We start from the raw sequence: 19,099 nt of genomic DNA, 5'->3' as shown, positions 1-19,099 counted from the left end.
GCGCCAATCTGCGCGACTTCGTGGGCCTGATGGGGCGGTCGCATATGGCGGTGCGCGACGGGGCCGGCCATGTCGAACTGGCCGAGCGTCTTCTGGACGAATCCGGCTATACCGCGATGTGGCAGAACGACAAGTCGCCTGACGCGCCGGGCCGGCTGGACAACCTCAAGGAACTGGTGAAGGCGCTGGAGGAGTTCGAGAACCTTCAGGGCTTTCTGGAGCATGTCGCGCTGGTCATGGACCGCGACGATGGCGATCAGGTCGAGCAGGTCAGCATCATGACCCTGCACGCCGCCAAGGGGCTGGAATTCCCGGTCGTCTTCCTGCCGGGATGGGAGGACGGGCTGTTCCCCAACCAGCGCGCCATGGACGAGCAGGGCACGCGCGGGCTGGAGGAGGAACGGCGGCTGGCCTATGTCGGCATCACCCGGGCCGAGCGGCTGGCGACGATCAGCTTCGCGGGCAACCGGCGGATGTATGGGCAATGGCAAAGCTCCATGCCGTCACGCTTTGTCGACGAACTGCCCGAGGAGCATGTCGAGGTGCTGACCCCGCCGGGACTTTACGGTGGCGGTTACGGCGCGGCGATGGCGGCGGCGGGCAGCACCCAGATGCATGACCGCGCCTCGAAGGCGGATGTCTACAATTCGCCCGGCTGGAAGCGGATGCAGGCCCGCGCGTCAGAGCGTCAGTCGCCTGTCGGCCGTGTGCCGGTCACGATCGACGCGGCGCCGGCGGCGCGGTTTTCGGTGGGCGACATGGTGGTCCATGCCAAGTTCGGCGAGGGCCGGATCATGGGCATCGCCGAGGACACGCTGACCGTCCAGTTCGATGCGGGCTTCAAGAACGTCAAGGCGTCCTATGTTCAGCCCGCAGGCGGAGACGACGTGCCGTTCTGAGCCTTGCGCGCCGGGTCGGTGATGCGCTTCAGGCTGGCCGCCAGACCGCGCGGATTGCTGCGGGCGCGGCGCAGGGCTGCGGCATATTCTGCGGGGATGTCGGCGGTGGGGTGATCCTCGGCCAGCCGCAGCAGGCGGAAATGGATCTGGGCCACGCGCTCGTAATAATCGACGAAGGCGTAGTTGATCGCGGCCCCCGTCGCCGCGCCCAGAACCGGCACGGCCTGCGCCCCCAGCTTGGTCGTCAGCTTTGAGGCAAAACCGCTGGCAAAGCGCGAGATCAGCGCCGAGACCGCCTGACCGTTGGTCAGGACGCGGTTGGCCAGGAACGATTTGGCGGCGGCATCGCCCGCCTCGCCGGGTTCGCCGTATTGAAAGACCGACAGGCATTCCAGCCGCACCTGCGGGTCGGTCGTGTCGAAACCGTGCTGGCGCGCGACCTTCTGAATGGCGTTGAAGATCACCGTGGTCGAGGCGATCAGGTCCGGCACGATCCCCGCCAGCCCGAACCAGCCCCCCGTCGCGCCCGAGATCACCGCCGCCGCGCGGTTGGCGATCAGCGGCGCCTCGCGGACGACGCTGATCCGCTCGCCCCGGCCGGACAGGTCGTAAAGCTGGGTGAAGGCGCTTTCCAGCACCTTTTCCAGCGCGATGGGCGACAGGCCCAGAACCGTGGTCGCGGCGCCTTCGGTCAGGCGGCCCACGGCCTCGACCCCGCGCATCAGCAGGCCGCGGCTTTGCAGTTGCGATGCGGCCAGCCGGTCCAGTTCGGCTTGCAGCGGCGCCTTGGGGTCGATGGGCAGGGTCATGGTCGCTCCTGTGCAGATGACCTTGATGTGGGAAGCCGGACCGGCGCGGTCAATCGGCCCATTCGGGGTCGGTGGTAAAGGCGATGGTCAGCCAGCGGTCGGGGCTTTCGCCGCCGATCGCCTCGCCGACCTCGTCGCGGATGGCGTCCCATTCCTCCAGCTTGCGGGCGGGGGCGCCGGCGGGGACGATGAAGAACAGCTCGATCTGGCGGCCCCGGCCGACGCGGGCGACATAGGCGCGGTGGTCCAGAAAGCCGTGCCGGGCGACGATCGCGGCGGCGACCTTGTCGATATGGGCCTTCATCTCGGGCGGGGTGATCAGCAGGATGTCGGACAGGGCGCGCCGGATGTCGGGGATCGGCAGGGGCAGCAGCACAAGGCAGACCAGCGCCAGGATCGCGGGGTCCACATAGGGCGACAGCGGTTCCAGCGTCGTTCCCTGGATCAGCCAGCCGAAGACAAAGGCCGCCAGCAGCGCCCCGGTCAGCCCCGCCGACATGGTCCAGCCCTTCACGTCCAGCGCGACGAAGCCCGATCCGATGCGCCGGTTGGCGCGCCGGTTGCGGATTGCCATGGCGATGGCCACGATCAGGACGAGCGCGGCGTAGATCATCGCCTGCCCGAAATCCAGATCGCGGCCGCCGGTCAGCAGGCTGTTCACCGCCGTCACCAGCGCATAGAGCGCCGCCCCTGTCAGCAGCACGCCGCTGACGCCCAGCACGATCGGCTCCAGATGCCAGAACCCCATCGTGAAGCGGTGCGCCAGCTTGGCCTGCCGCCGTTCGGCCATGGTCGCGGTGATCAGCATCGACACGACCAGCGCGACCGTGGTCATGCTGGCATCGATCAGCGAATAGATCCCGTCGAAGATGATCGAGGACGCCCCGCTGGCCAGCCCGAATCCGATCCCGATCAGGGCCAGCACGAAGGTCATGGCGATGGAAAAGCGCAGGACGCTCTGTTCGGTCGGATGGGGGCGGGTCATGGTCGTCTTCTCTGGTTGCATGGGGCCGAACGCCCTGAACCACCGGGCGGTTGCCGGTGCCTGCGGCGAGGGGGCGCGATGTCGCATTTCGTCGTGATCTGCCGCAACGCGTCTTGAGTGACGGCGCAGCCTTGGCCATTCTGCCCCGAGTCCCAGCAGGAGTCACCATGCCCCCTGACGCGCCCCGCTCCGGTCGTTATTCCGTCTTCGCCATCGCCCGCGAGGCGCTGCGCCAGCACAGCGGCTGGAACCGCGCCTGGGCCAGCCCCGAGCCTCGGGGCCGCTACAAGGTGATCGTGGTCGGTGCAGGCGGGCACGGCCTAGCGACGGCCTATTACCTTGGCAAGAATTTCGGCATCACCGATGTCGCGGTGCTGGAAAAGGGCTGGCTGGGCGGCGGGAACACGGGGCGGAACACGACGATCATCCGGTCGAACTATCTGCAGGACCCCTCGGCCGCGCTTTATGAAAAGGCGCGCAGCCTCTACGAGACACTCAGCCAGGACCTGAACTACAACATCATGTTCAGCCCGCGCGGCCTGATCATGCTGGCCCAGACCGAACACGAGGTCCGCGGCTATCGCCGCACCGTCCACGCCAACCACCTGCAAGGCGTCGCGACCGAATGGATCGAGCCGGCGCGCGTCAAGGAGTTGGTGCCGATCATCAACCTGGACGGCCCGCGTTACCCGGTCCTGGGGGGGCTCTATCAGGCGCGGGGCGGCACGGCCCGGCACGACGCGGTGGCCTGGGGCTATGCCCGCGCCTGCAGCGACATGGGCATGCACATCATCCAGAACTGCGAGGTTCAGGGCGTCGAGACCGAGGGCGGCCAGGTCCGCGCCGTCAGCACCTCGAAGGGCCGGATCGGCTGCGAGAAGCTGGCGATCGTGGTGGCCGGCCATTCCAGCCAGCTGGCCGAAATGGCGGGTTTCCGCCTGCCCATCGAAAGCGTCGCGCTGCAGGCGCTGGTCTCCGAGCCGATCAAGCCCTGCATGGATGTCGTCGTGATGGCGAACACGGTCCACGGCTACATGTCCCAATCCGACAAGGGCGAGATGGTGATCGGCGGCGGCACCGACGGGTTCAACAACTTCACGCAGCGCGGAAGCTGGCAGCATGTCGAGGAAACCGTGCGCGCGCTGATCGAGACCTTCCCGATGATCTCGCGTCTCAAGATGCTGCGGCAATGGGGCGGGATCGTTGACATGACGGGCGACCGTTCGCCGATCCTGTCGGCGACGCCGGTGGGCGGGATCTTCGTGAATTGCGGCTGGGGCACCGGCGGGTTCAAGGCAATTCCCGGCTCGGGCTGGGCCATGGCGGAACTGGTCGCCAAGGGCACGCCGGGCCCTCTGGCCGCCGAATTCGGGCTGAACCGTTTCCGCGAGGGGCGCTTCATCGACGAATCCGTGGCCGCGGGCGTGGCGCATTGACGGAGCGCGGTGACGTGGCGGAGCCTTGCTGATGGGGATTTTTGCGGGAACTTTCAACGGCTGTGCGGCTTTGGTAGGTCGAACGACTGACCGAAAGGGACCATCATGGCTGAACGCAACAACAACGGGCTGTATTTCATCGTCGGCGGCATCGTCGTCGTCGTCGCGCTGCTGTTCTTCTTCATGTCCGGCCGCGACACCGGCACCGGCACAGTGGACACGACCGCGCCCGCAGGGACGACCGCGCCTGCGGCAGACCCCGCCACGCCGGGCAATGACACCGTCATCATCGACGCCTCGCCGGAAACTGCGCCCGCAGACACCACGCCGGGCGCCGGCGTCGAGCCCGCGCCCGCTGGCGACCCTGCCGCCACGCCCGCTCCGGCGAACTGACGCACGCCATCCAGACGGACGGGCGCCTTCGGGTGCCCGCCCGCGACACGATCCCATGCGCCCCGGATGGTTCCGCCATCCGGGCGCTTTCACATGCCCGCCCCCCAGCCGATCAAGGACGCGCCCATGCTGACCCTGACCTGCCCCTATTGCGGCGTCGAAGCCGAGGAAACCGAACTTCATCCGGGCGGCGAGGCGCATCTGAAACGCGTCGGCCCGGACGGCAGCGACGAGGATTTCGAGGCCTATCTGTTCGCGCGCAAGAACCCCAAGGGCGTGCATTTCGAACGCTGGCGCCATGCCTATGGCTGCGGCAAGTGGTTTCTGGCCGCGCGCTGCACCGCCAGCCTTCAGGTCTTCGGCACCTACAAGGCCCAGACCCCCCATCCCCCGGCCGAGATCGTCGACGCGATCCGCGCCCACCGCCCCGATTGGCAACCCGACTGGACACCAGAGCAAGCCCAAGCCGAAAGCGCCGCCGAATGACCCGCACGCCTCCGTTCCGCCTGGCCCAGGGTGGCCGCCTGATCGACCGCGCCTTCCAGATCCCGTTCCGCTTCGATGGCCGCCATCTGCGCGGGGTGACGGGCGACACGCTGGCCTCGGCTCTGCTGGCCAACGGCCAGATGCTGATGGGCCGGTCCTTCAAGTATCACCGCCCGCGCGGCCCCATCGCCTCGGGCGCGGAAGAGCCGAACGCGCTGCTGTCTCTGGGGCAGGGCGGGCGGTTCGAGCCGAACCAGCGCGCAACCACGACGCCCCTCGTGGCGGGCATGGTGACGCGCAGCCAGAATTGCTGGCCCAGCCTCGACGCCGACCTGATGGCGGTGAACAACTGGCTGTCGCCTCTGTTTCCGGCGGGCTTCTATTACAAGACCTTCATCCATCCCCGCCCCTTCTGGAAGCACCTGTTCGAGCCTGTCATCCGGCGCAGCGCGGGCCTGGGCGCCGCCCCGGTCGAGGCCGATCCCGACCGTTACGAACAGGCCTATGCCTTTGCCGATCTGGTCGTCGTGGGTGGCGGCATTGCCGGTCTGACGGCCGCGCGCGATGCGGCGGCTTCCGGCCAGCGGGTGATCGTGCTGGAACAGGCCCCGCATTGGGGCGGGCGCACGCCGACCGACCATCCGGGCGGTCAGGCCGCGGTCGATGCGCTGCTGGCCGATCTTCGGGGCCGCGAGAACGTCACGCTGCGCCGCAACACGATGGCGACGGGGCTTTACGACCATGGCTACCTGATCGCGCGCGAGGCCATCGCCGATCACGACCCGAATGCGGGCCTGCCGCGCCAGCGCCTGTGGCGCATCCGGGCGGGCCATGTGGTAACCGCGACCGGCGCGCTGGAACGGCCCCTGTCCTTTGCCTGCAACGACGTGCCCGGCGTGATGCTGGCCAGCGCAGTGCGCGACTTCATCACCGATTACGGCGTCGCGCCGGGCCAGAGCATCCTTGTCGTCACCAACAACGACGATGCCTACCGCACCGCCCTGGCGGCCCGCGCGGCGGGCCTTGACGTGCCCGCGATCATCGACGCGCGCCCTCTGGCCGACGGCGCCCTGCCGCAGGCCGCGCGCGAGGCGGGCATCCGCGTCCTGACCGGGACCGGCATTGCCAAGGTCAAGGGCGGCAAACATGTCGAGGCCGCCGCCATCTGCGACCAGTCCGGCGAGGGCCGCGTGCTGGAAACCATCGCCTGCGACGTGATCGCCATGTCGGGCGGCTGGTCGCCGGTCGTGCATCTGTGGTCCCATTGCGGCGGCAAGCTGGTCTGGGACGATCAGGCCGCGATGTTCCGCCCCGATCCCGACCGCCCGCCCCTTGGCGCGGACGGCAAGGGCAACGTCACCGTCACGGGCGCGGCCAATGGCGATCTGGCCTGCGCGGGCGATCTGGAACAGCCCGAGGGCGCGACCATGCCCGTCTGGGTCATGCCCGCCCGCGCGCCCTACAAGCTGCGCACCAAGATGTGGCTGGATTTCCAGAACGACGTGAAGGTCAGCGATGTCGAACTGGCCGCGCGCGAAGGCTATGCCTCGGTCGAACATACCAAGCGCTACACCACGCTTGGCATGGCGACCGATCAGGGCAAGGTCAGCAACATCAACGGTCTGGCGATCCTGTCGGCGGCCCTGGACCAGCCGATCCCGCAGACCGGCACCACGACCTTCCGCCCGCCCTACACGCCGCTGACGCTGGCCACCATCGCCGCCGAGGCCAGGGGAGAGGCGTTCCAGCCCCTGCGCAAGACCCCGATCCACGGGTGGCACGAGACCCACGGCGCCAGCTTCGAGCCCGTGGGCCAGTGGCGCCGCCCCTATTGCTATCCGCAGGGGGCCGAGGATCGCCACGCCGCCGTCAACCGCGAGATCCTGGCCGTGCGGGGCGGCGTCGGCACGCTGGACGCCTCGACTCTGGGCAAGATCCTCGTCAAGGGGCCGGATGCCGGGCGCTTCCTCGACATGCTCTACACGAACATGATGTCCACGCTGCCGGTCGGCAAATGCCGCTATGGGCTGATGTGCAACGAGAACGGCTTCCTGATGGATGACGGTGTGGTCGCGCGCCTGTCCGAGGACAGCTGGCTCTGCCACACCACCACCGGCGGGGCCGAGCGCATCCACGGCCATATGGAAGACTGGCTGCAATGCGAATGGTGGGACTGGAAGGTCTACACCGCCAACCTGACCGAGCAATTCGCCCAGATCGCGGTCGCAGGCCCCAAGGCCCGCGCGCTGCTGGAACGGCTGCCCGGCACGATCGACCTGGCCGCGCTGCCCTTCATGCAATGGGCCGAGGGTGAACTGGCCGGCATTCCCGCCCGCATCTTCCGCATCAGCTTTTCGGGCGAACTCAGCTACGAGATCGCCGTCCCCGCCGGGCGCGGGCTGGAACTGTGGCAGACCCTGCAGCGCGAGGGCCGTGATTTCGGCATCACGCCCTACGGGACCGAGGCGATGCACGTGATGCGCGCCGAGAAGGGCTTCATCATGATCGGGGACGAGACTGACGGGACCATCATCCCGCAGGATCTGGGCCTCGACTGGGCGATCTCGAAGAAGAAGCCCGACTATATCGGCAAGCGCGCACAGAAGCGGCTGCACATGACCGACGGCAACCGCTGGAAACTGGTCGGCATCGAAAGCCTGTCGGACAAGGTCATCCCCGACGGCGCCCATGCCGTGGCAGAGGGGACGAACGGCAATGGCCAGCGCAAGGTCCAGGGCCGCATCACCTCCAGCTACCACTCGCCCACGCTCGGCAAGCCGATCGCGATGGCGCTGGTCCGGCACGGCCCCGCGCGCATGGGCCAGGTGCTGGATTTCCCGATGCCCTCGGGAGAGGTGCTGCAGGGCCGCATCTGCGATCCGGTCTTCTACGACAAGGAAGGGAGCCGCCTGAATGGCTGAGATCCTCGCACAGGTCGCCCGCATCGAGGGGCTGGCCATGATCACGATCCGCGCCGGCCTCGCCCGCGCGGGCGACGCCCTGGCCGAGGCCATCGGCCTTGCCATCCCCGACCGGACCGGCATCACGACGGACGGCACGCGCAGCCTCGGCTGGATGTCTCCGGACGAGCTTCTGCTGATCCTGCCCGAAGCCGACAGGGACGAGGCGCTGCAACTGCTCGAGCAGGCGCTGGCGGGCGAACATGCGCTGGTGGCCGACATGTCGGATGCCCGCGCGGTCTTCGACGTGACCGGCCCGCATGCCGATGACGTCATCGCCAAGCTCTCCCCGGTCGATCTGGCGCATCTGGCGCCCGGCACGCTGCGCCGCAGCCGCGCGGCCCAGACCGCCGCCGCCTTCTGGCGCATCCCCGGTGGCCTGCGGGTGATCGGCTTCCGTTCCACCGCCGATTATCTCGGCCTCATCCTCTCCGAGGCCGCCCGCCCCGGCACCGGTCTCGCCCCCCGCTAGGATTTGCCTTGGTGCAAATATCCTCGGGGGGTGAATTGGCCGCAGGCCAAGAGGGGGGCGGAAAGCCCCCCTCAGCCCCTTGCCGCAAGGAACCCCGGCAGGCTGTCGGCGTTGAACAGGCGGATGCGGGCCACCCCTTGCTTTAGTCCCGTCAATGCGGGACTGTGCGCCCGGCAAAGCTTCCAACCCCTTGAAAGGACCGGATCATGGCATTCACGCTTCCCGATCTTCCCTATTCCCACGACGCGCTGGCCGAAGGCGGCATGTCGCGCGAGACGCTGGAATTTCACCATGACAAGCACCACAAGGCCTATGTGGACAAGCTGAACGAGCTGGTCCAGGGCACCGAATGGGAAGGCAAGTCGCTCGAGGACATCGTCAAGGGCACCTACCAGCCCGGCGCGGTCGCGCAGAACGGCATCTTCAACAATGCCAGCCAGCACTGGAACCATGCCCAGTTCTGGGAAATGATGGGCCCGAACCCCGGCGCCATGCCGTCCGAGCTGGAAGCCGCGATCAAGGACAGCTTCGGCTCGGTCGAGGACTTCAAGAAGAAGTTCACCGAGGCCGGCGTCGGTCAGTTCGGTTCCGGCTGGGCCTGGCTGGTCAAGGATACCGATGGCGGGCTGAAGATCACCAAGACCGAGAACGGCGTGAACCCGCTTTGCTTCGGTCAGACGGCGCTGCTGGGCTGCGACGTGTGGGAGCACAGCTACTACATCGACTTCCGCAATGCGCGCCCGAAATACCTGGAAAACTTCCTCGACAAGCTGGTGAATTGGGAAAACGTGGCCTCGCGCCTCTGACCCCGTCGCCCCGACGCCCAAGGCCCGCCCCCACAGGCGGGCCTTTTTCATGGCTCGGATGCCGGGCGCACAAGCGAACGTCATGGAGGGAACGGGCTGCGCCATTGGCATTTCGCCCGCGCGCGGTATAAGACGGCCTGCAAACCGATTTTTCTCGCACGAAGGCGGCCATGGCCAACCAGAACGACAGCTTCATCGACGAGGTCACCGAGGAACTGCGCCGCGACCGGCTTTACGGCGCGTTCCGCCGCTATGGCTGGATCGGCATCGCCGTCATCCTTCTGATCGTCGGCGGTGCGGGCTGGCGCGAATACAGCCGCGCGCAGGAACGCAGCAGCGCCGAGGCCTGGGGCAATGCAATCCTTGCGGCCGAGGAAAGCGGCGACACCGCCGCCCTGCTGGCCGTCGCGCCAGAGGGCCGCGAGGGGCGCGCGACGCTGGCGCGCCTGCTGGCGGCCTCGGCCCAGGTCGAGGCGGGGGACCGCGAGGCCGCCGTCGCCACGCTGCGCGAGACCTCGGCCGAGGGCGGGGCGCTGTCGGAGCTGGCACAGCTGAAGCTGGTGATGCTGGCCGGGCCCGAGATGGATGCCTCGGAACGCGACGCGATGCTGACCCATCTGTCGCGCGCGGGCGCTCCGTTCGAGCTGCTGGCGCTGGAACAGAAGGCCGTGGCCCTGATCGGCGCGGGAAGGGCCGAGGACGCCCTGACGCTGATCCGGCAGATCCAGCAGAAGGACGGTCTCAGCGAAGCCTTGCGCCGCCGCCTGTCCGAGATGATGATCGCCCTTGGCAGCGAACCCGAGCCGCAGCTTGCCATGCCTTCGGGCGTGGCGAACTGAGCCGCGCCGCCGCACGACATCCGACGAAGGGAGAGCCCGAGGCATGAGTCCCAATCTGCGATATTCCGTGCTGCTGCTGGCGGGTCTGTCCCTGGCGGCCTGCGGCGACCGCGACGTGATCCTGCCGGGCGAAAGGCTTGACCCGCTGGCCGTGACCTCGCCCGATGGGCCCGCCATCGACGGACCCGCCGGCATCACCACCACCGCGCTGAACCTGGCGGCGCCATCGACCAATGCGGAATGGACGCATCGGGCGGGCAATGCGGCCCATCAGCCGGGCCATGTGGCGCTGGGGCAGGGGACCAGCCGCATCTGGTCGGCGCCGATCGGGCAGGGCGATACCCGCCGCCACCGCATCGTGGCCGAGCCGATCCTGGGTGGCGGGCTGATCTACACGCTGGACAGCCGCGCGGGCGTCACCGCAACCGCTCCGAATGGCGGGCGGGTCTGGACCACGGACATCACACCCGCACTGGAGGCGCGCGACAGCGCCTCGGGCGGCGGCCTCGCCTACGAGGCGGGCCGGGTCTATGTCACCACCGGCTTCGGCGAACTGGTCGCGCTGGATGCCGCCTCGGGTGGCGTTCTCTGGCGCCAGCGCGTCGGCGCGCCCATCGGCGGCGGTCCCGCGGTGCAGAACGGGATCGTCTATGTCGTCGCCCGCAACAATGTTGGCTGGGCCGTGCGCGCCACGGATGGCCGTGTGCTGTGGCAGACCGGCGGCACGCAATCGGGTTCGGGCGTTATGGGCGTCTCGGTCCCCGCCGTGCAGGGCGGGCAGGTGATCTTTGCGCTCTCCTCGGGCGAATTGCTGGCCGTGGACCGCGACAGCGGCGTGACGAACTGGAACACTCAGGTCGCGGGCACCCGTCCGGGTCGCAGCATCGCGGTGATCCGCGACATGACCGGCGATCCGGTGATCCAGGGCAGCCGCGTCTATGCCGGCACCTCGGCGGGCCGCATCCAGGCGGTCGATCTGGCCACGGGGCTGACCGAATGGTCATCGCGCGACGGGGCGAACAGCCCGGTCGTGGTGGCCGGCGGGTCGGTCTTTGCCGTCAATGACCAGGCCGAGCTGATCCGTCTGGACGCAGCGACCGGCGGCGTGATCTGGCGCCGCGCCATGCCCTATTACACAACCGAAAGGGTGCGCCGTCAGGACCGCATCCATGCCCATTACGGCCCGATCCTTGCGGGGGGGCGACTGTTCGTCGCCTCCAGCGACGGGCTGCTGCGCGTCTTCGACCCGGCTTCGGGGACGATGGTCGCGCAGGCCGAGATTCCCGGCGGAGCCGCCGCCGCACCGGTCGTTGCCGGACAAACCCTATACGTCGTTGCGCGCAACGGCCAGTTGCACGCGTTCAGATGACATTCACACTCGCCATCGTCGGCCGGCCCAATGTCGGCAAATCCACCCTGTTCAACCGGCTTGTCGGCAAGCGTCTGGCGCTGGTCGACGACCAGCCCGGCGTGACCCGTGACCTGCGCGAGGGCGCGGCGCGGCTGGGCGATCTGCGCTTTGTCGTGATCGACAGCGCCGGTCTGGAAATGGCCGAGGATGACAGCCTTCAGGGACGCATGCGCCGCCTGACCGAACGCGCCGTGGACGAGGCCGACATCTGCCTGTTCGTGATCGACGCGCGGGTCGGCGTGACCGCCGCCGACGAATACTTCGCTGACATCCTGCGCCGCCGCGCCAAGCATGTCATCGTCGCCGCCAACAAGGCCGAGGGCCGCGCGGGCGAATCCGGCGCGATGGAGGCCTACAGTCTGGGCCTGGGCGAGCCGCTGCGTATCTCTGCCGAACATGGCGAAGGGATGGACGACCTTTACACGACGCTGGTGCCCCTGGCCGACCGGATCGAGGCCGAGCGTCCCGCCCCCATCGCCGCCGAGACCGATGTCGAGATTTCGGAAAGCGATGCCGAAACCGGCGAGGGCGCGGATGACTGGCGCCCCTCGGCGCAGCGTCCGCTGCAGCTGGCGGTGATCGGTCGGCCCAACGCGGGCAAGTCCACGCTGATCAACACGATCTTGGGCGAGGATCGCCTGCTGACCGGCCCGGAAGCCGGGATCACCCGCGATTCGATCAGCGTCACGACCGAATTCATGGGCACGCCCATGCGGATCTTCGACACGGCAGGCATGCGCAAGCGCGCCAAGGTCACGGACAAGGTGGAAAAGCTTTCCGTGGCCGATGGTCTGCGCGCCGTCCGCTTTGCCGAGGTGGTCGTGGTGCTGCTGGACGTGAACATCCCGTTCGAGCAGCAGGACCTGCGGATCGCCGATTTCGCCGAGACCGAGGGCCGCGCCGTCGTCGTCGCAGCGAACAAGTGGGATCTGGAGGAGGACAAGCCCCAGAAGCTGAACGAGCTGCGCGCCAATTTCGAGCGCCTGCTGCCGCAGCTGAAGGGCGCGCCTCTGGTCACGGTCTCGGCCCGGACGGGCAAGGGGCTGGACCGGCTGCACGCAGCGGTGCTGAAGGCGCACGAGGTCTGGAACCGGCGCATCTCGACCGCGCGGCTGAACCAGTGGCTGAGCGTGATGACTGAAAGCCACCCGCCTCCCGCGCCGGGCGGGCGCCGCATCCGGCTGCGCTACATGACGCAGATCAAGACGCGGCCGCCGGCCTTCATCGTCAAGGCGACGCATGTGGACCAGATCCCCGACAGCTATCAGCGCTATCTGATCAACGGTCTGCGCGCGGATTTCGACCTGCCCGGAACGCCGATCCGGCTGACCTTCCGCGATCAGGGGATCGACAACCCCTACAAGGCCAAGGCCGCAAAGATCAATCAGTCGGGCGCATTGTCCAAGCACAAGAACCGCCAGCGCCCCAAAGGCTGAGCGCGGCTCAGGACGCGGCGCGGACCAGCACGACCGTCATCGCGGCGATGCCAAGCGTGGCCGAGATCGCGGTCAGCGGATCGCTGCCCATCGTGCTGACCGCCATCGCGCAGAAGGCCCAGATCAGCGCCGCCGAATAGCCGATGGCCGGGCCGATCCAGGCCTGCGCCGCCGCGCCGACGGCGGCTGCGGGCAGGATGGCAAGGGCGGCCGAGGCCGCCATGCCGAGGGGCGTCAGGGTGGCGACCGTGACGGCCAGCGCCGCCGAGGTCAGGGCCGTCAGCCAGCCTGCCAGAAAGCCGATTGCGGGTCGGTGCCTTCCCACCGCCCGGCGCGCTGCGATCAGTGCCGCGCCAGTGGCGCCGGCCAGCCCGAGGAACAGAAGGACAGGCTGCCCCCCCGCGGCCCACGGCAGGATCGCGGCAAGGATCAGCGACGGAATGATCGGGGTGGTGACGCCCGCGCCCTCGGACGGTTCGATCCATTGTCCGACAAGGTCCAGCGCGACCATCGCCCAGAGGGCCAGGAGCAGCGCCCACATCACCACGCTTTCAGGCGCAAGATAGGCGCGGATCAGACCTGTCCCCGGCCCCTGCCAGCGACCGGGCAGCACGACAGCCTGCGACACCCCCGCAATGAGGAAAAGCGCCGATGCGCTGCTGTGCAGAAGGGTGCGAAACCGTGCCATGTCTCCGAAACGCGGCGCCGCCCCCGCCGGTTGCGCGGGGGCGGGCTGTTTGTCTCAGACCAGCGCGCCTTCGGAGGAAAGCCGCGTCGCGCCCCCCAAGTAGCGCGACAGGGCTGCGGGCAGGCTGACCGAGCCATCGGCCTGCTGGCCGTTTTCCAGCACCGCGATCAGCGTCCGCCCGACCGCCAGACCCGACCCGTTCAGCGTGTGGACGAATTCCGGCTTGCCGCCGCCTTCGGGGCGATAGCGCGCATTCATGCGGCGCGCCTGATAATCGCCGCAATAGCTGACGCTGCTGATCTCGCGGTAGCGGTTCTGGCCGGGCAGCCAGACCTCGATGTCGTGGGTGATGCGCGCGCCCGCGCCCATGTCGCCGGTGCACAGCACGATCGTGCGATAGGGCAGTTCCAGCGCCTCGAGCACGGCCTCGGCGCAGCGGGTCATGCGGTCATGTTCGGCAAGACCCGACTCGGCGTCGGTGATCGAGACCATCTCGACCTTCTCGAACTGGTGCTGGCGCAGCATGCCCGTCGTGTCGCGGCCTGCGCTACCGGCTTCCGAACGGAAACACTGGCTGTGCGCGACCATGCGGCGGGGCAGGGCGGAATGATCCAGAAGATCGCCGTTCACAGTGTTCGTCAGCGTCACTTCCGAGGTGGGGATCAGCCACCAGCCCTCGCGCGTCTGATAGCTGTCCTCGCCGAATTTGGGCAATTGCCCCGTGCCGACCATCATGTCCTCGAGGACCAAGACCGGGGTCCAGGTTTCCTCAAGCCCGTGCCGGTCGACATGCAGGTCCAGCATGAACTGCGCAAGCGCGCGGTGGATGCGCGCGACCGCGCCTTTCAGCACGACGAAGCGGCTGCCCGACAGTTTGGCCCCGGTCTCGAAATCCAGTCCCGCCCGGGCGCCGGCAATCTCGAAATGCTCGACCGGCGTGAAATCCAGCGCGCGAGGGGTGCCCCAACGGCGAAGTTCGACATTGCCGTCCTCGTCGTCGCCGTCCGGCACGCTGTCCAGCGGCAGGTTGGGAATGCCCAGCAGCAGATCGCGCAGCTCGGCGTCAAGCGCCTCGGCCTCGGCGCCCATCCGGGCGATGTCGGCCTTCTTCTCGGCGACCAGCGCGCGAAGGCGTTCGAATTCGGCATCGTCGCCGCGCGCCTTGGCGGCGCCGACCTCCTTGCTGGCGCGGTTCTGCTCGGCCTGAGCGGTCTCGGCGGCGCTGATCCGGGCGCGGCGCTCGGCATCCAGCGACAGGATCTGCGCGGTCAGGCCCGACAGGCCGCGCCGGTTCAGCGCTTGCTCAAAGGCCTCGGGGTTTTCGCGGATCGCACGAATGTCATGCATGGGGCACCTTCACGGCTCGGGTCATCGGTGACGCCTGCCTAGCGCATGAAGGGCCGGACAGAAAGCCCGGCCCTGATGCCTGCCCGGATTATCGCGGCGACTGCGTCCGCAGGGCCATCAGCCCGCGCAGAACAGCCGATACATCAGCGCCACCACCTCGGCCGCTCGGGGATCCGAGACCGAGTAGTAGCGCGCCTTGCCGTCGCGGCGGCATTCGACCAGCCCCTCGGCCCGCAGGCGGGCGAGCTGCTGGCTGACCGCGGCCTGACGCTGGCCCAGCAGCGCTTCCAGCTCGCTGACGGTCTTTTCGCCCCCCGAAAGGTGGCACAGGATCATCATGCGGCCCTCATGCGCCAGAGCTTTCATGAAGGCGCTGGCCTCTGCGGCGCGGGCCACCATCTCGGCAAGCTCGCGGTCGCGCGAGACCGGCTCTGCGTCGTCCAGAGAATCGCTCTTCCCGGACATCTCCATCATTTTGATCATCCTTGTGACGACCGCACGCCATGCGCGGTCTGATCCGTGTCTTTCAGTAAGGCTTTCAGGGCCGCGTGGAAATGATCTTTTCCGGAATAGCCCTCGAAACGGCCCAATTCAGCGCCCTGCCGCAACAGGATGAAGCAGGGCGTCAGCCGGGGGCGCGCGTCCAGCAGCAAGCCGTCGGGATAGGGGCCGTCAATGTCCACCAGCAGCAGCGGGGCAAGCCGCCCCGTCGGATGCCGCGCCAGGTCGGGCGCCGTCTCGGCCAGCCATGCCGCCGATTGCGGGCAATCGCGCGAGGTGACGGCCATCAGCCGCAGGGGCTGGCGCCGCCAGTCCAGCGCAAAAGCGGGCCGTCCCGCCAGCAACAGGCCCACCGCGCCCAGGATCAGCGCGCGACGGTGCGGCGCGGTCGTGCCGCCTGGGGCCGGACGGGAAGGGCGGGGCATGGTCGTGATCCTGCGGGTGAGCCCCTGATCTAGGTGCCCGGCCCGGTCCGCGCAAGCCGCAGGGTCGGGTCCGGGGGATTGCCCGTGCCGCGCCTCTGGTCCAATCTCGGCCGCAGGCGCCGCCCGGAAGGGGGCCAGCGATGCGAGGGCCGATGACGGACGACCTGCTTGACCCGCTCTGCAAGGGCGACCGCCGCGCCCTGTCGCGTGCGATCACGCTGGTCGAATCCACGCGCCCCGACCACCGCGCCCGCGCGCAGGCGCTGCTGTCGGCCCTGCCTGAACGGCAGGCGCTGCGGATCGGCCTGTCGGGCACGCCCGGCGTCGGCAAGTCCACCTTTATCGAATCGTTCGGGCTGATGCTGACCGGGCAGGGGCTGCGTGTGGCCGTGCTGGCGGTCGATCCGTCCTCGACCCGGTCGGGGGGCTCGATCCTGGGCGACAAGACGCGGATGGACCTGCTGTCGCGCGACCCTGCGGCCTATATCCGGCCCTCGCCGTCCGGGGCGACGCTTGGCGGGGTGGGGCGGCGCACGCGCGAGGCGATCCGCCTGTGCGAGGCGGCGGGCCATGACGTCATTCTGGTCGAGACCGTCGGCGTCGGCCAGTCCGAGACGCTGGTGGCCGAGATGACCGACCTGTTCGTGCTGCTGCTGGCGCCTGCGGGGGGCGACGAATTGCAGGGCGTCAAGCGCGGCATCATGGAAAGCGCCGACCTGATCCTGGTGAACAAGGCGGACGGAGAGCTTCTGTCGCCCGCCCGCCGGACGGTGGCCGATTACGCCGGCGCGCTGCGCCTGCTGCGAAAGCGTCCGCAGGACGCGCCGGGCTTTCCCAAGGCGCTGCCCGTCTCGGCTGCCACAGGCGATGGGCTGGCCGATGCCTGGTCGCAGATGCAGGCCCTGACCGATTGGCGGCGGGCCGAGGGGCATTTCACCGCCAACCGCGCCGCCCAGTCCCGCCAATGGTTCGAGGCAGAGCTGCGCGCCGCGCTGCTGGCCCGGATCGAGACGCCCGAGGCCCGCGCCCGCATCGCGGCCCTGGGGCAGGAGGTCGCCTTGGGCGCGGTCCTTCCGGGTGCGGCAGTCCAGACCATGCTGGACTGGCTGGACGCCCCGCGCGTGCCCGCATGAATGCGCTGCCCGATCCTGACGCCCGCCGCCCCGCCGAATCGGCCATGATGGGCGGGACAGGAGGCACCATGCGCGACTTGACCGATCACGACAGCCTTTATGCGGCGCTTCTGGCGCGCGATCCCGCCCATGACGGGCGCGTCTGGGTGGGGGTGGCGACGACCGGCATCCTCTGCCGCCTGAGCTGCCCGGCCCGCAAGCCGCGCCCCGAGAATTGCCGCTGGTTCGACGATCCGGCAGTCGCGCTGGCGCAGGGATTTCGCCCCTGCCGCCGCTGCGATCCGCTGGATGAGGGGGCGCCGGTCGTCGCCGATCTGCTGGCCGCGCTGCAGGCCGATCCGGCGCGGCGCTGGTCCGAGGGCGATCTGGTCGCGCGCGGGCACGACCCCTCGACCGTCAGGCGGCTCTTCCGCCGCCGCTTTGGGCAGAGCTTTCTGGCCATGGCCCGCGCCGCAAGGCTGCGTCAGGGCGTGGCGATGCTGAAACAGGGGGCGCCGGTGATCGAGGCACAACTGGATGCGGGCTTCGAATCGGCCTCGGGGTTCCGGGCGGCGTTCCGGCGGCTGTTCGGTCATGCGCCGCGCCAGATGCAGGGGCAGGGCGGCGCACTGGCCGACTGGATCGACACGCCCCTGGGCGCGATGATCGTGATCGCTGACGACACCCACCTGCATCTTCTGGAATTTGTCGAGCGCAAGGCGCTGCCGGCGGGGCTGGCGCGGATTTCGGTTCTGCTGGGTGGGCGGATCGGGCTGGGGCGGACGCCGGTCACCGATCGGACCGAGGCTGTTCTGGCCGATTATCTGGCCGGACGCGGGGTGGCGCCCGACCTGCCCGTGAAGCTGCATGGCACTGATTTTCAACGCATGGTCTGGCAGGAACTGCGCCGGATCCCGCCCGGCGAGACGCGCAGCTATTCCGATCTGGCCCGCGCCGTCGGCGCGCCGCGTGCGGTGCGCGCGGTCGCGGCGGCCAATGCCGCCAACCGGCTGGCGCTGGTCGTGCCCTGCCATCGGGTGATCGGGGCGGATGGGCGGATGCAGGGCTATGCGGGGGGGCTCTGGCGTAAGGAAAGGCTGATCGCGCTGGAAGCCGAATGGGCGGCGAATCTGTCCGCCAAGGGTTGACGGCCCCCCCGGCTTGGCTGTATCCACCCGCGAACGGAATTCCGGGCGCTGCCTCGCGGCGCCCTTTCACATTGGGACGGACCCCGCCGGTCCTCCCGCATAGCTGAGACGAAGGAACAACACCATGTCGCGCGTCTGCGAACTGACCGGCAAAGGCCCGATGACCGGCAACAATGTCAGCCACGCCAACAACAAGACCCGTCGCCGGTTCCTGCCGAACCTGAACGACGTCACGCTGATGTCGGAAAAGCTGGGCCGCGGCTATTCGCTGCGCATCTCGGCCGCCGCTCTGCGTTCGGTCGATCACCGTGGCGGGCTTGACGCCTTCCTGGCGAAAGCCAAGGACAGCGAGCTGTCCGACCGCGCGCTGAAGATCAAGCGCGAGCTGTCCAAGGCCGAGACCGCGCAGGCCTGATCGCCGCGCCGTTTTGGACCGACCCGGCCCCGCCCTTGGCGGGGTCTTGTCGTTTGTGCCGATGCGTCGCCTATTCGCCCCGCGACGCAATGGCTGATGACGCGGGCCGCGCATCGCGCTAGATCGGCACCATGTCGCGCCCGCTTGCCGCATTTTTGATTCTGATCGTCGCGCTGACCAGCATCGGGCTGGGCTCGGCCCGCGGCACCGTGCAGATCGGCGACGAGGTTGTGCTGTGCACAGGCCATGGCGTTGTTGTCACAAGGCTGCCCGCCGATCCCGATCAGGCCAGCGCGCATCTCTGCCCGGACATGGCGCTGTCGCTGATGGCGGCCACCGCCGCGCCCGATGCGGCCTTGCCCGCCCGCGCGGCCCTGCCGCAGGCGAGGCCGCCTGTCTCACTGGGGTCCGTCACCGCCGCCGCGACGCGGCAGGTGCGGGTCAGGGGGCCGCCTGTCGGGGCCTGATCCCCGACCGGAAACACCCTGACAGACCAAGGATAAGACCAATGACGAAACTTGCTTTTTTCGC

General features: G+C 68.8%; 20 protein-coding genes. 14 read left to right on the top strand and 6 right to left on the bottom strand.

What is annotated here, in order from left to right; translation table 11 throughout:
• Nucleotides 1-899, top strand: an 899-nt coding sequence (locus tag QAR72_RS14115) for a 3'-5' exonuclease (RefSeq protein ID WP_304618018.1), incomplete at its 5' end; no start/stop codon positions are given.
• On the opposite strand, the gene QAR72_RS14110 is transcribed toward QAR72_RS14115, so the two are convergent.
• A complete protein-coding gene (locus QAR72_RS14110; RefSeq protein WP_304618017.1) occupies nucleotides 866-1,708 on the bottom strand; it encodes an EcsC family protein in 843 nt (280 codons plus the stop codon). The genes QAR72_RS14115 and QAR72_RS14110 overlap by 34 nt on opposite strands.
• Nucleotides 1,709-1,757: 49 nt before the next feature.
• Complete coding sequence (locus QAR72_RS14105) at nucleotides 1,758-2,693, bottom strand: cation diffusion facilitator family transporter (protein ID WP_304618016.1); 936 nt, start codon at nucleotides 2,691-2,693, stop codon at nucleotides 1,758-1,760.
• Between the two features lie 167 nt (nucleotides 2,694-2,860).
• On the opposite strand from QAR72_RS14105, the gene QAR72_RS14100 reads away from it, so the two are divergent.
• The 9 genes from QAR72_RS14100 (at nucleotide 2,861) to der (ending at nucleotide 12,932) form a co-directional block, all read left to right on the top strand.
• Nucleotides 2,861-4,129 (top strand): sarcosine oxidase subunit beta family protein, encoded by a 1,269-nt coding sequence (locus QAR72_RS14100; protein ID WP_304618015.1) that lies wholly within the window; start codon nucleotides 2,861-2,863, stop codon nucleotides 4,127-4,129.
• A gap of 105 nt (nucleotides 4,130-4,234) precedes the next feature.
• The gene (locus QAR72_RS14095) at nucleotides 4,235-4,522 is read left to right on the top strand and encodes a hypothetical protein (RefSeq protein WP_304618014.1); all 288 of its coding nucleotides are present in this window, start codon (nucleotides 4,235-4,237) and stop codon (nucleotides 4,520-4,522) included.
• Nucleotides 4,523-4,648: 126 nt separating this feature from the next.
• Nucleotides 4,649-5,008: a sarcosine oxidase subunit delta gene (locus tag QAR72_RS14090; RefSeq protein ID WP_304618013.1), complete on the top strand. Its 360-nt coding sequence runs from the start codon at nucleotides 4,649-4,651 to the stop codon at nucleotides 5,006-5,008.
• Nucleotides 5,005-7,929, top strand: coding sequence for a sarcosine oxidase subunit alpha family protein (locus QAR72_RS14085; protein ID WP_304618012.1), 2,925 nt, complete (start codon nucleotides 5,005-5,007; stop codon nucleotides 7,927-7,929). The genes QAR72_RS14090 and QAR72_RS14085 overlap by 4 nt, the downstream gene beginning before the upstream one ends.
• Nucleotides 7,922-8,440 (top strand): sarcosine oxidase subunit gamma, encoded by a 519-nt coding sequence (locus QAR72_RS14080; RefSeq protein ID WP_304618011.1) that lies wholly within the window; start codon nucleotides 7,922-7,924, stop codon nucleotides 8,438-8,440. Before QAR72_RS14085 ends, QAR72_RS14080 begins: the two co-directional genes overlap by 8 nt.
• Before the next feature lie 206 nt (nucleotides 8,441-8,646).
• Nucleotides 8,647-9,246, top strand: a complete 600-nt coding sequence (locus tag QAR72_RS14075; protein ID WP_304618010.1) for a superoxide dismutase — start codon at nucleotides 8,647-8,649, stop codon at nucleotides 9,244-9,246.
• A 170-nt stretch (nucleotides 9,247-9,416) separates the two neighbouring features.
• Nucleotides 9,417-10,085, top strand: a complete 669-nt coding sequence (locus tag QAR72_RS14070; protein WP_304618009.1) for a tetratricopeptide repeat protein — start codon at nucleotides 9,417-9,419, stop codon at nucleotides 10,083-10,085.
• Nucleotides 10,086-10,128: 43 nt separating this feature from the next.
• The gene (locus tag QAR72_RS14065; protein ID WP_304618008.1) at nucleotides 10,129-11,454 is read left to right on the top strand and encodes a PQQ-like beta-propeller repeat protein; all 1,326 of its coding nucleotides are present in this window, start codon (nucleotides 10,129-10,131) and stop codon (nucleotides 11,452-11,454) included.
• Entirely contained in the window at nucleotides 11,451-12,932 is a 1,482-nt protein-coding gene (gene der, locus QAR72_RS14060) for a ribosome biogenesis GTPase Der (RefSeq protein WP_304618007.1), read from the top strand. Before QAR72_RS14065 ends, der begins: the two co-directional genes overlap by 4 nt.
• Nucleotides 12,933-12,939: 7 nt before the next feature.
• Here the strand turns inward: der and QAR72_RS14055 are convergent, their stop codons facing one another.
• The 4 genes from QAR72_RS14055 to QAR72_RS14040 form a co-directional block, all read right to left on the bottom strand.
• Entirely contained in the window at nucleotides 12,940-13,560 is a 621-nt protein-coding gene (locus tag QAR72_RS14055) for a hypothetical protein (protein ID WP_304618006.1), read from the bottom strand.
• A gap of 114 nt (nucleotides 13,561-13,674) precedes the next feature.
• Nucleotides 13,675-14,967, bottom strand: a complete 1,293-nt coding sequence (gene serS, locus QAR72_RS14050; RefSeq protein ID WP_304618005.1) for a serine--tRNA ligase — start codon at nucleotides 14,965-14,967, stop codon at nucleotides 13,675-13,677.
• A gap of 117 nt (nucleotides 14,968-15,084) precedes the next feature.
• A complete protein-coding gene (locus QAR72_RS14045) occupies nucleotides 15,085-15,432 on the bottom strand; it encodes an ArsR/SmtB family transcription factor (RefSeq protein WP_442953583.1) in 348 nt (115 codons plus the stop codon).
• A 14-nt stretch (nucleotides 15,433-15,446) separates the two neighbouring features.
• Complete coding sequence (locus QAR72_RS14040) at nucleotides 15,447-15,893, bottom strand: SoxS protein (protein WP_304618004.1); 447 nt, start codon at nucleotides 15,891-15,893, stop codon at nucleotides 15,447-15,449.
• Between the two features lie 152 nt (nucleotides 15,894-16,045).
• Here QAR72_RS14040 and meaB point away from each other — a divergent pair, with 152 nt between their 5' ends.
• From meaB to QAR72_RS14020, 4 genes are all read left to right on the top strand, one after another.
• A complete protein-coding gene (gene meaB / locus QAR72_RS14035) occupies nucleotides 16,046-17,026 on the top strand; it encodes a methylmalonyl Co-A mutase-associated GTPase MeaB (RefSeq protein WP_304618003.1) in 981 nt (326 codons plus the stop codon).
• The gene (locus tag QAR72_RS14030; RefSeq protein WP_331497660.1) at nucleotides 17,023-18,153 is read left to right on the top strand and encodes a bifunctional transcriptional activator/DNA repair enzyme AdaA; all 1,131 of its coding nucleotides are present in this window, start codon (nucleotides 17,023-17,025) and stop codon (nucleotides 18,151-18,153) included. Before meaB ends, QAR72_RS14030 begins: the two co-directional genes overlap by 4 nt.
• A gap of 124 nt (nucleotides 18,154-18,277) precedes the next feature.
• Entirely contained in the window at nucleotides 18,278-18,568 is a 291-nt protein-coding gene (gene rpmB, locus QAR72_RS14025) for a 50S ribosomal protein L28 (RefSeq protein WP_304618001.1), read from the top strand.
• Between the two features lie 155 nt (nucleotides 18,569-18,723).
• A complete protein-coding gene (locus QAR72_RS14020) occupies nucleotides 18,724-19,035 on the top strand; it encodes a hypothetical protein (RefSeq protein ID WP_304618000.1) in 312 nt (103 codons plus the stop codon).
• Nucleotides 19,036-19,099: the final 64 nt, after the last annotated feature.

The organism is Paracoccus sp. (in: a-proteobacteria) (assembly GCF_030604785.1).
Classification (GTDB): Bacteria; Pseudomonadota; Alphaproteobacteria; order Rhodobacterales; family Rhodobacteraceae; genus Paracoccus.
The sequence above is the reverse complement of the archived record's forward strand: the minus strand, read 5'-3'. Positions and strand labels throughout refer to the sequence as shown.

Coding starts and splice junctions, on each gene's coding strand:
- QAR72_RS14080 (WP_304618011.1), top strand. CDS start 7,922: ATGGCTGAGATCCTCGCACAGGTCGCCCGCATCGAGGGGCTGGCCATG.
- QAR72_RS14100 (WP_304618015.1), top strand. CDS start 2,861: ATGCCCCCTGACGCGCCCCGCTCCGGTCGTTATTCCGTCTTCGCCATC.
- der (WP_304618007.1), top strand. CDS start 11,451: ATGACATTCACACTCGCCATCGTCGGCCGGCCCAATGTCGGCAAATCC.
- QAR72_RS14105 (WP_304618016.1), bottom strand. CDS start 2,693: ATGACCCGCCCCCATCCGACCGAACAGAGCGTCCTGCGCTTTTCCATC.
- serS (WP_304618005.1), bottom strand. CDS start 14,967: ATGCATGACATTCGTGCGATCCGCGAAAACCCCGAGGCCTTTGAGCAA.
- QAR72_RS14075 (WP_304618010.1), top strand. CDS start 8,647: ATGGCATTCACGCTTCCCGATCTTCCCTATTCCCACGACGCGCTGGCC.
- meaB (WP_304618003.1), top strand. CDS start 16,046: ATGACGGACGACCTGCTTGACCCGCTCTGCAAGGGCGACCGCCGCGCC.
- QAR72_RS14095 (WP_304618014.1), top strand. CDS start 4,235: ATGGCTGAACGCAACAACAACGGGCTGTATTTCATCGTCGGCGGCATC.
- QAR72_RS14065 (WP_304618008.1), top strand. CDS start 10,129: ATGAGTCCCAATCTGCGATATTCCGTGCTGCTGCTGGCGGGTCTGTCC.
- QAR72_RS14110 (WP_304618017.1), bottom strand. CDS start 1,708: ATGACCCTGCCCATCGACCCCAAGGCGCCGCTGCAAGCCGAACTGGAC.
- rpmB (WP_304618001.1), top strand. CDS start 18,278: ATGTCGCGCGTCTGCGAACTGACCGGCAAAGGCCCGATGACCGGCAAC.
- QAR72_RS14030 (WP_331497660.1), top strand. CDS start 17,023: ATGAATGCGCTGCCCGATCCTGACGCCCGCCGCCCCGCCGAATCGGCC.
- QAR72_RS14040 (WP_304618004.1), bottom strand. CDS start 15,893: ATGCCCCGCCCTTCCCGTCCGGCCCCAGGCGGCACGACCGCGCCGCAC.
- QAR72_RS14045 (WP_442953583.1), bottom strand. CDS start 15,432: ATGTCCGGGAAGAGCGATTCTCTGGACGACGCAGAGCCGGTCTCGCGC.
- QAR72_RS14070 (WP_304618009.1), top strand. CDS start 9,417: ATGGCCAACCAGAACGACAGCTTCATCGACGAGGTCACCGAGGAACTG.
- QAR72_RS14085 (WP_304618012.1), top strand. CDS start 5,005: ATGACCCGCACGCCTCCGTTCCGCCTGGCCCAGGGTGGCCGCCTGATC.
- QAR72_RS14090 (WP_304618013.1), top strand. CDS start 4,649: ATGCTGACCCTGACCTGCCCCTATTGCGGCGTCGAAGCCGAGGAAACC.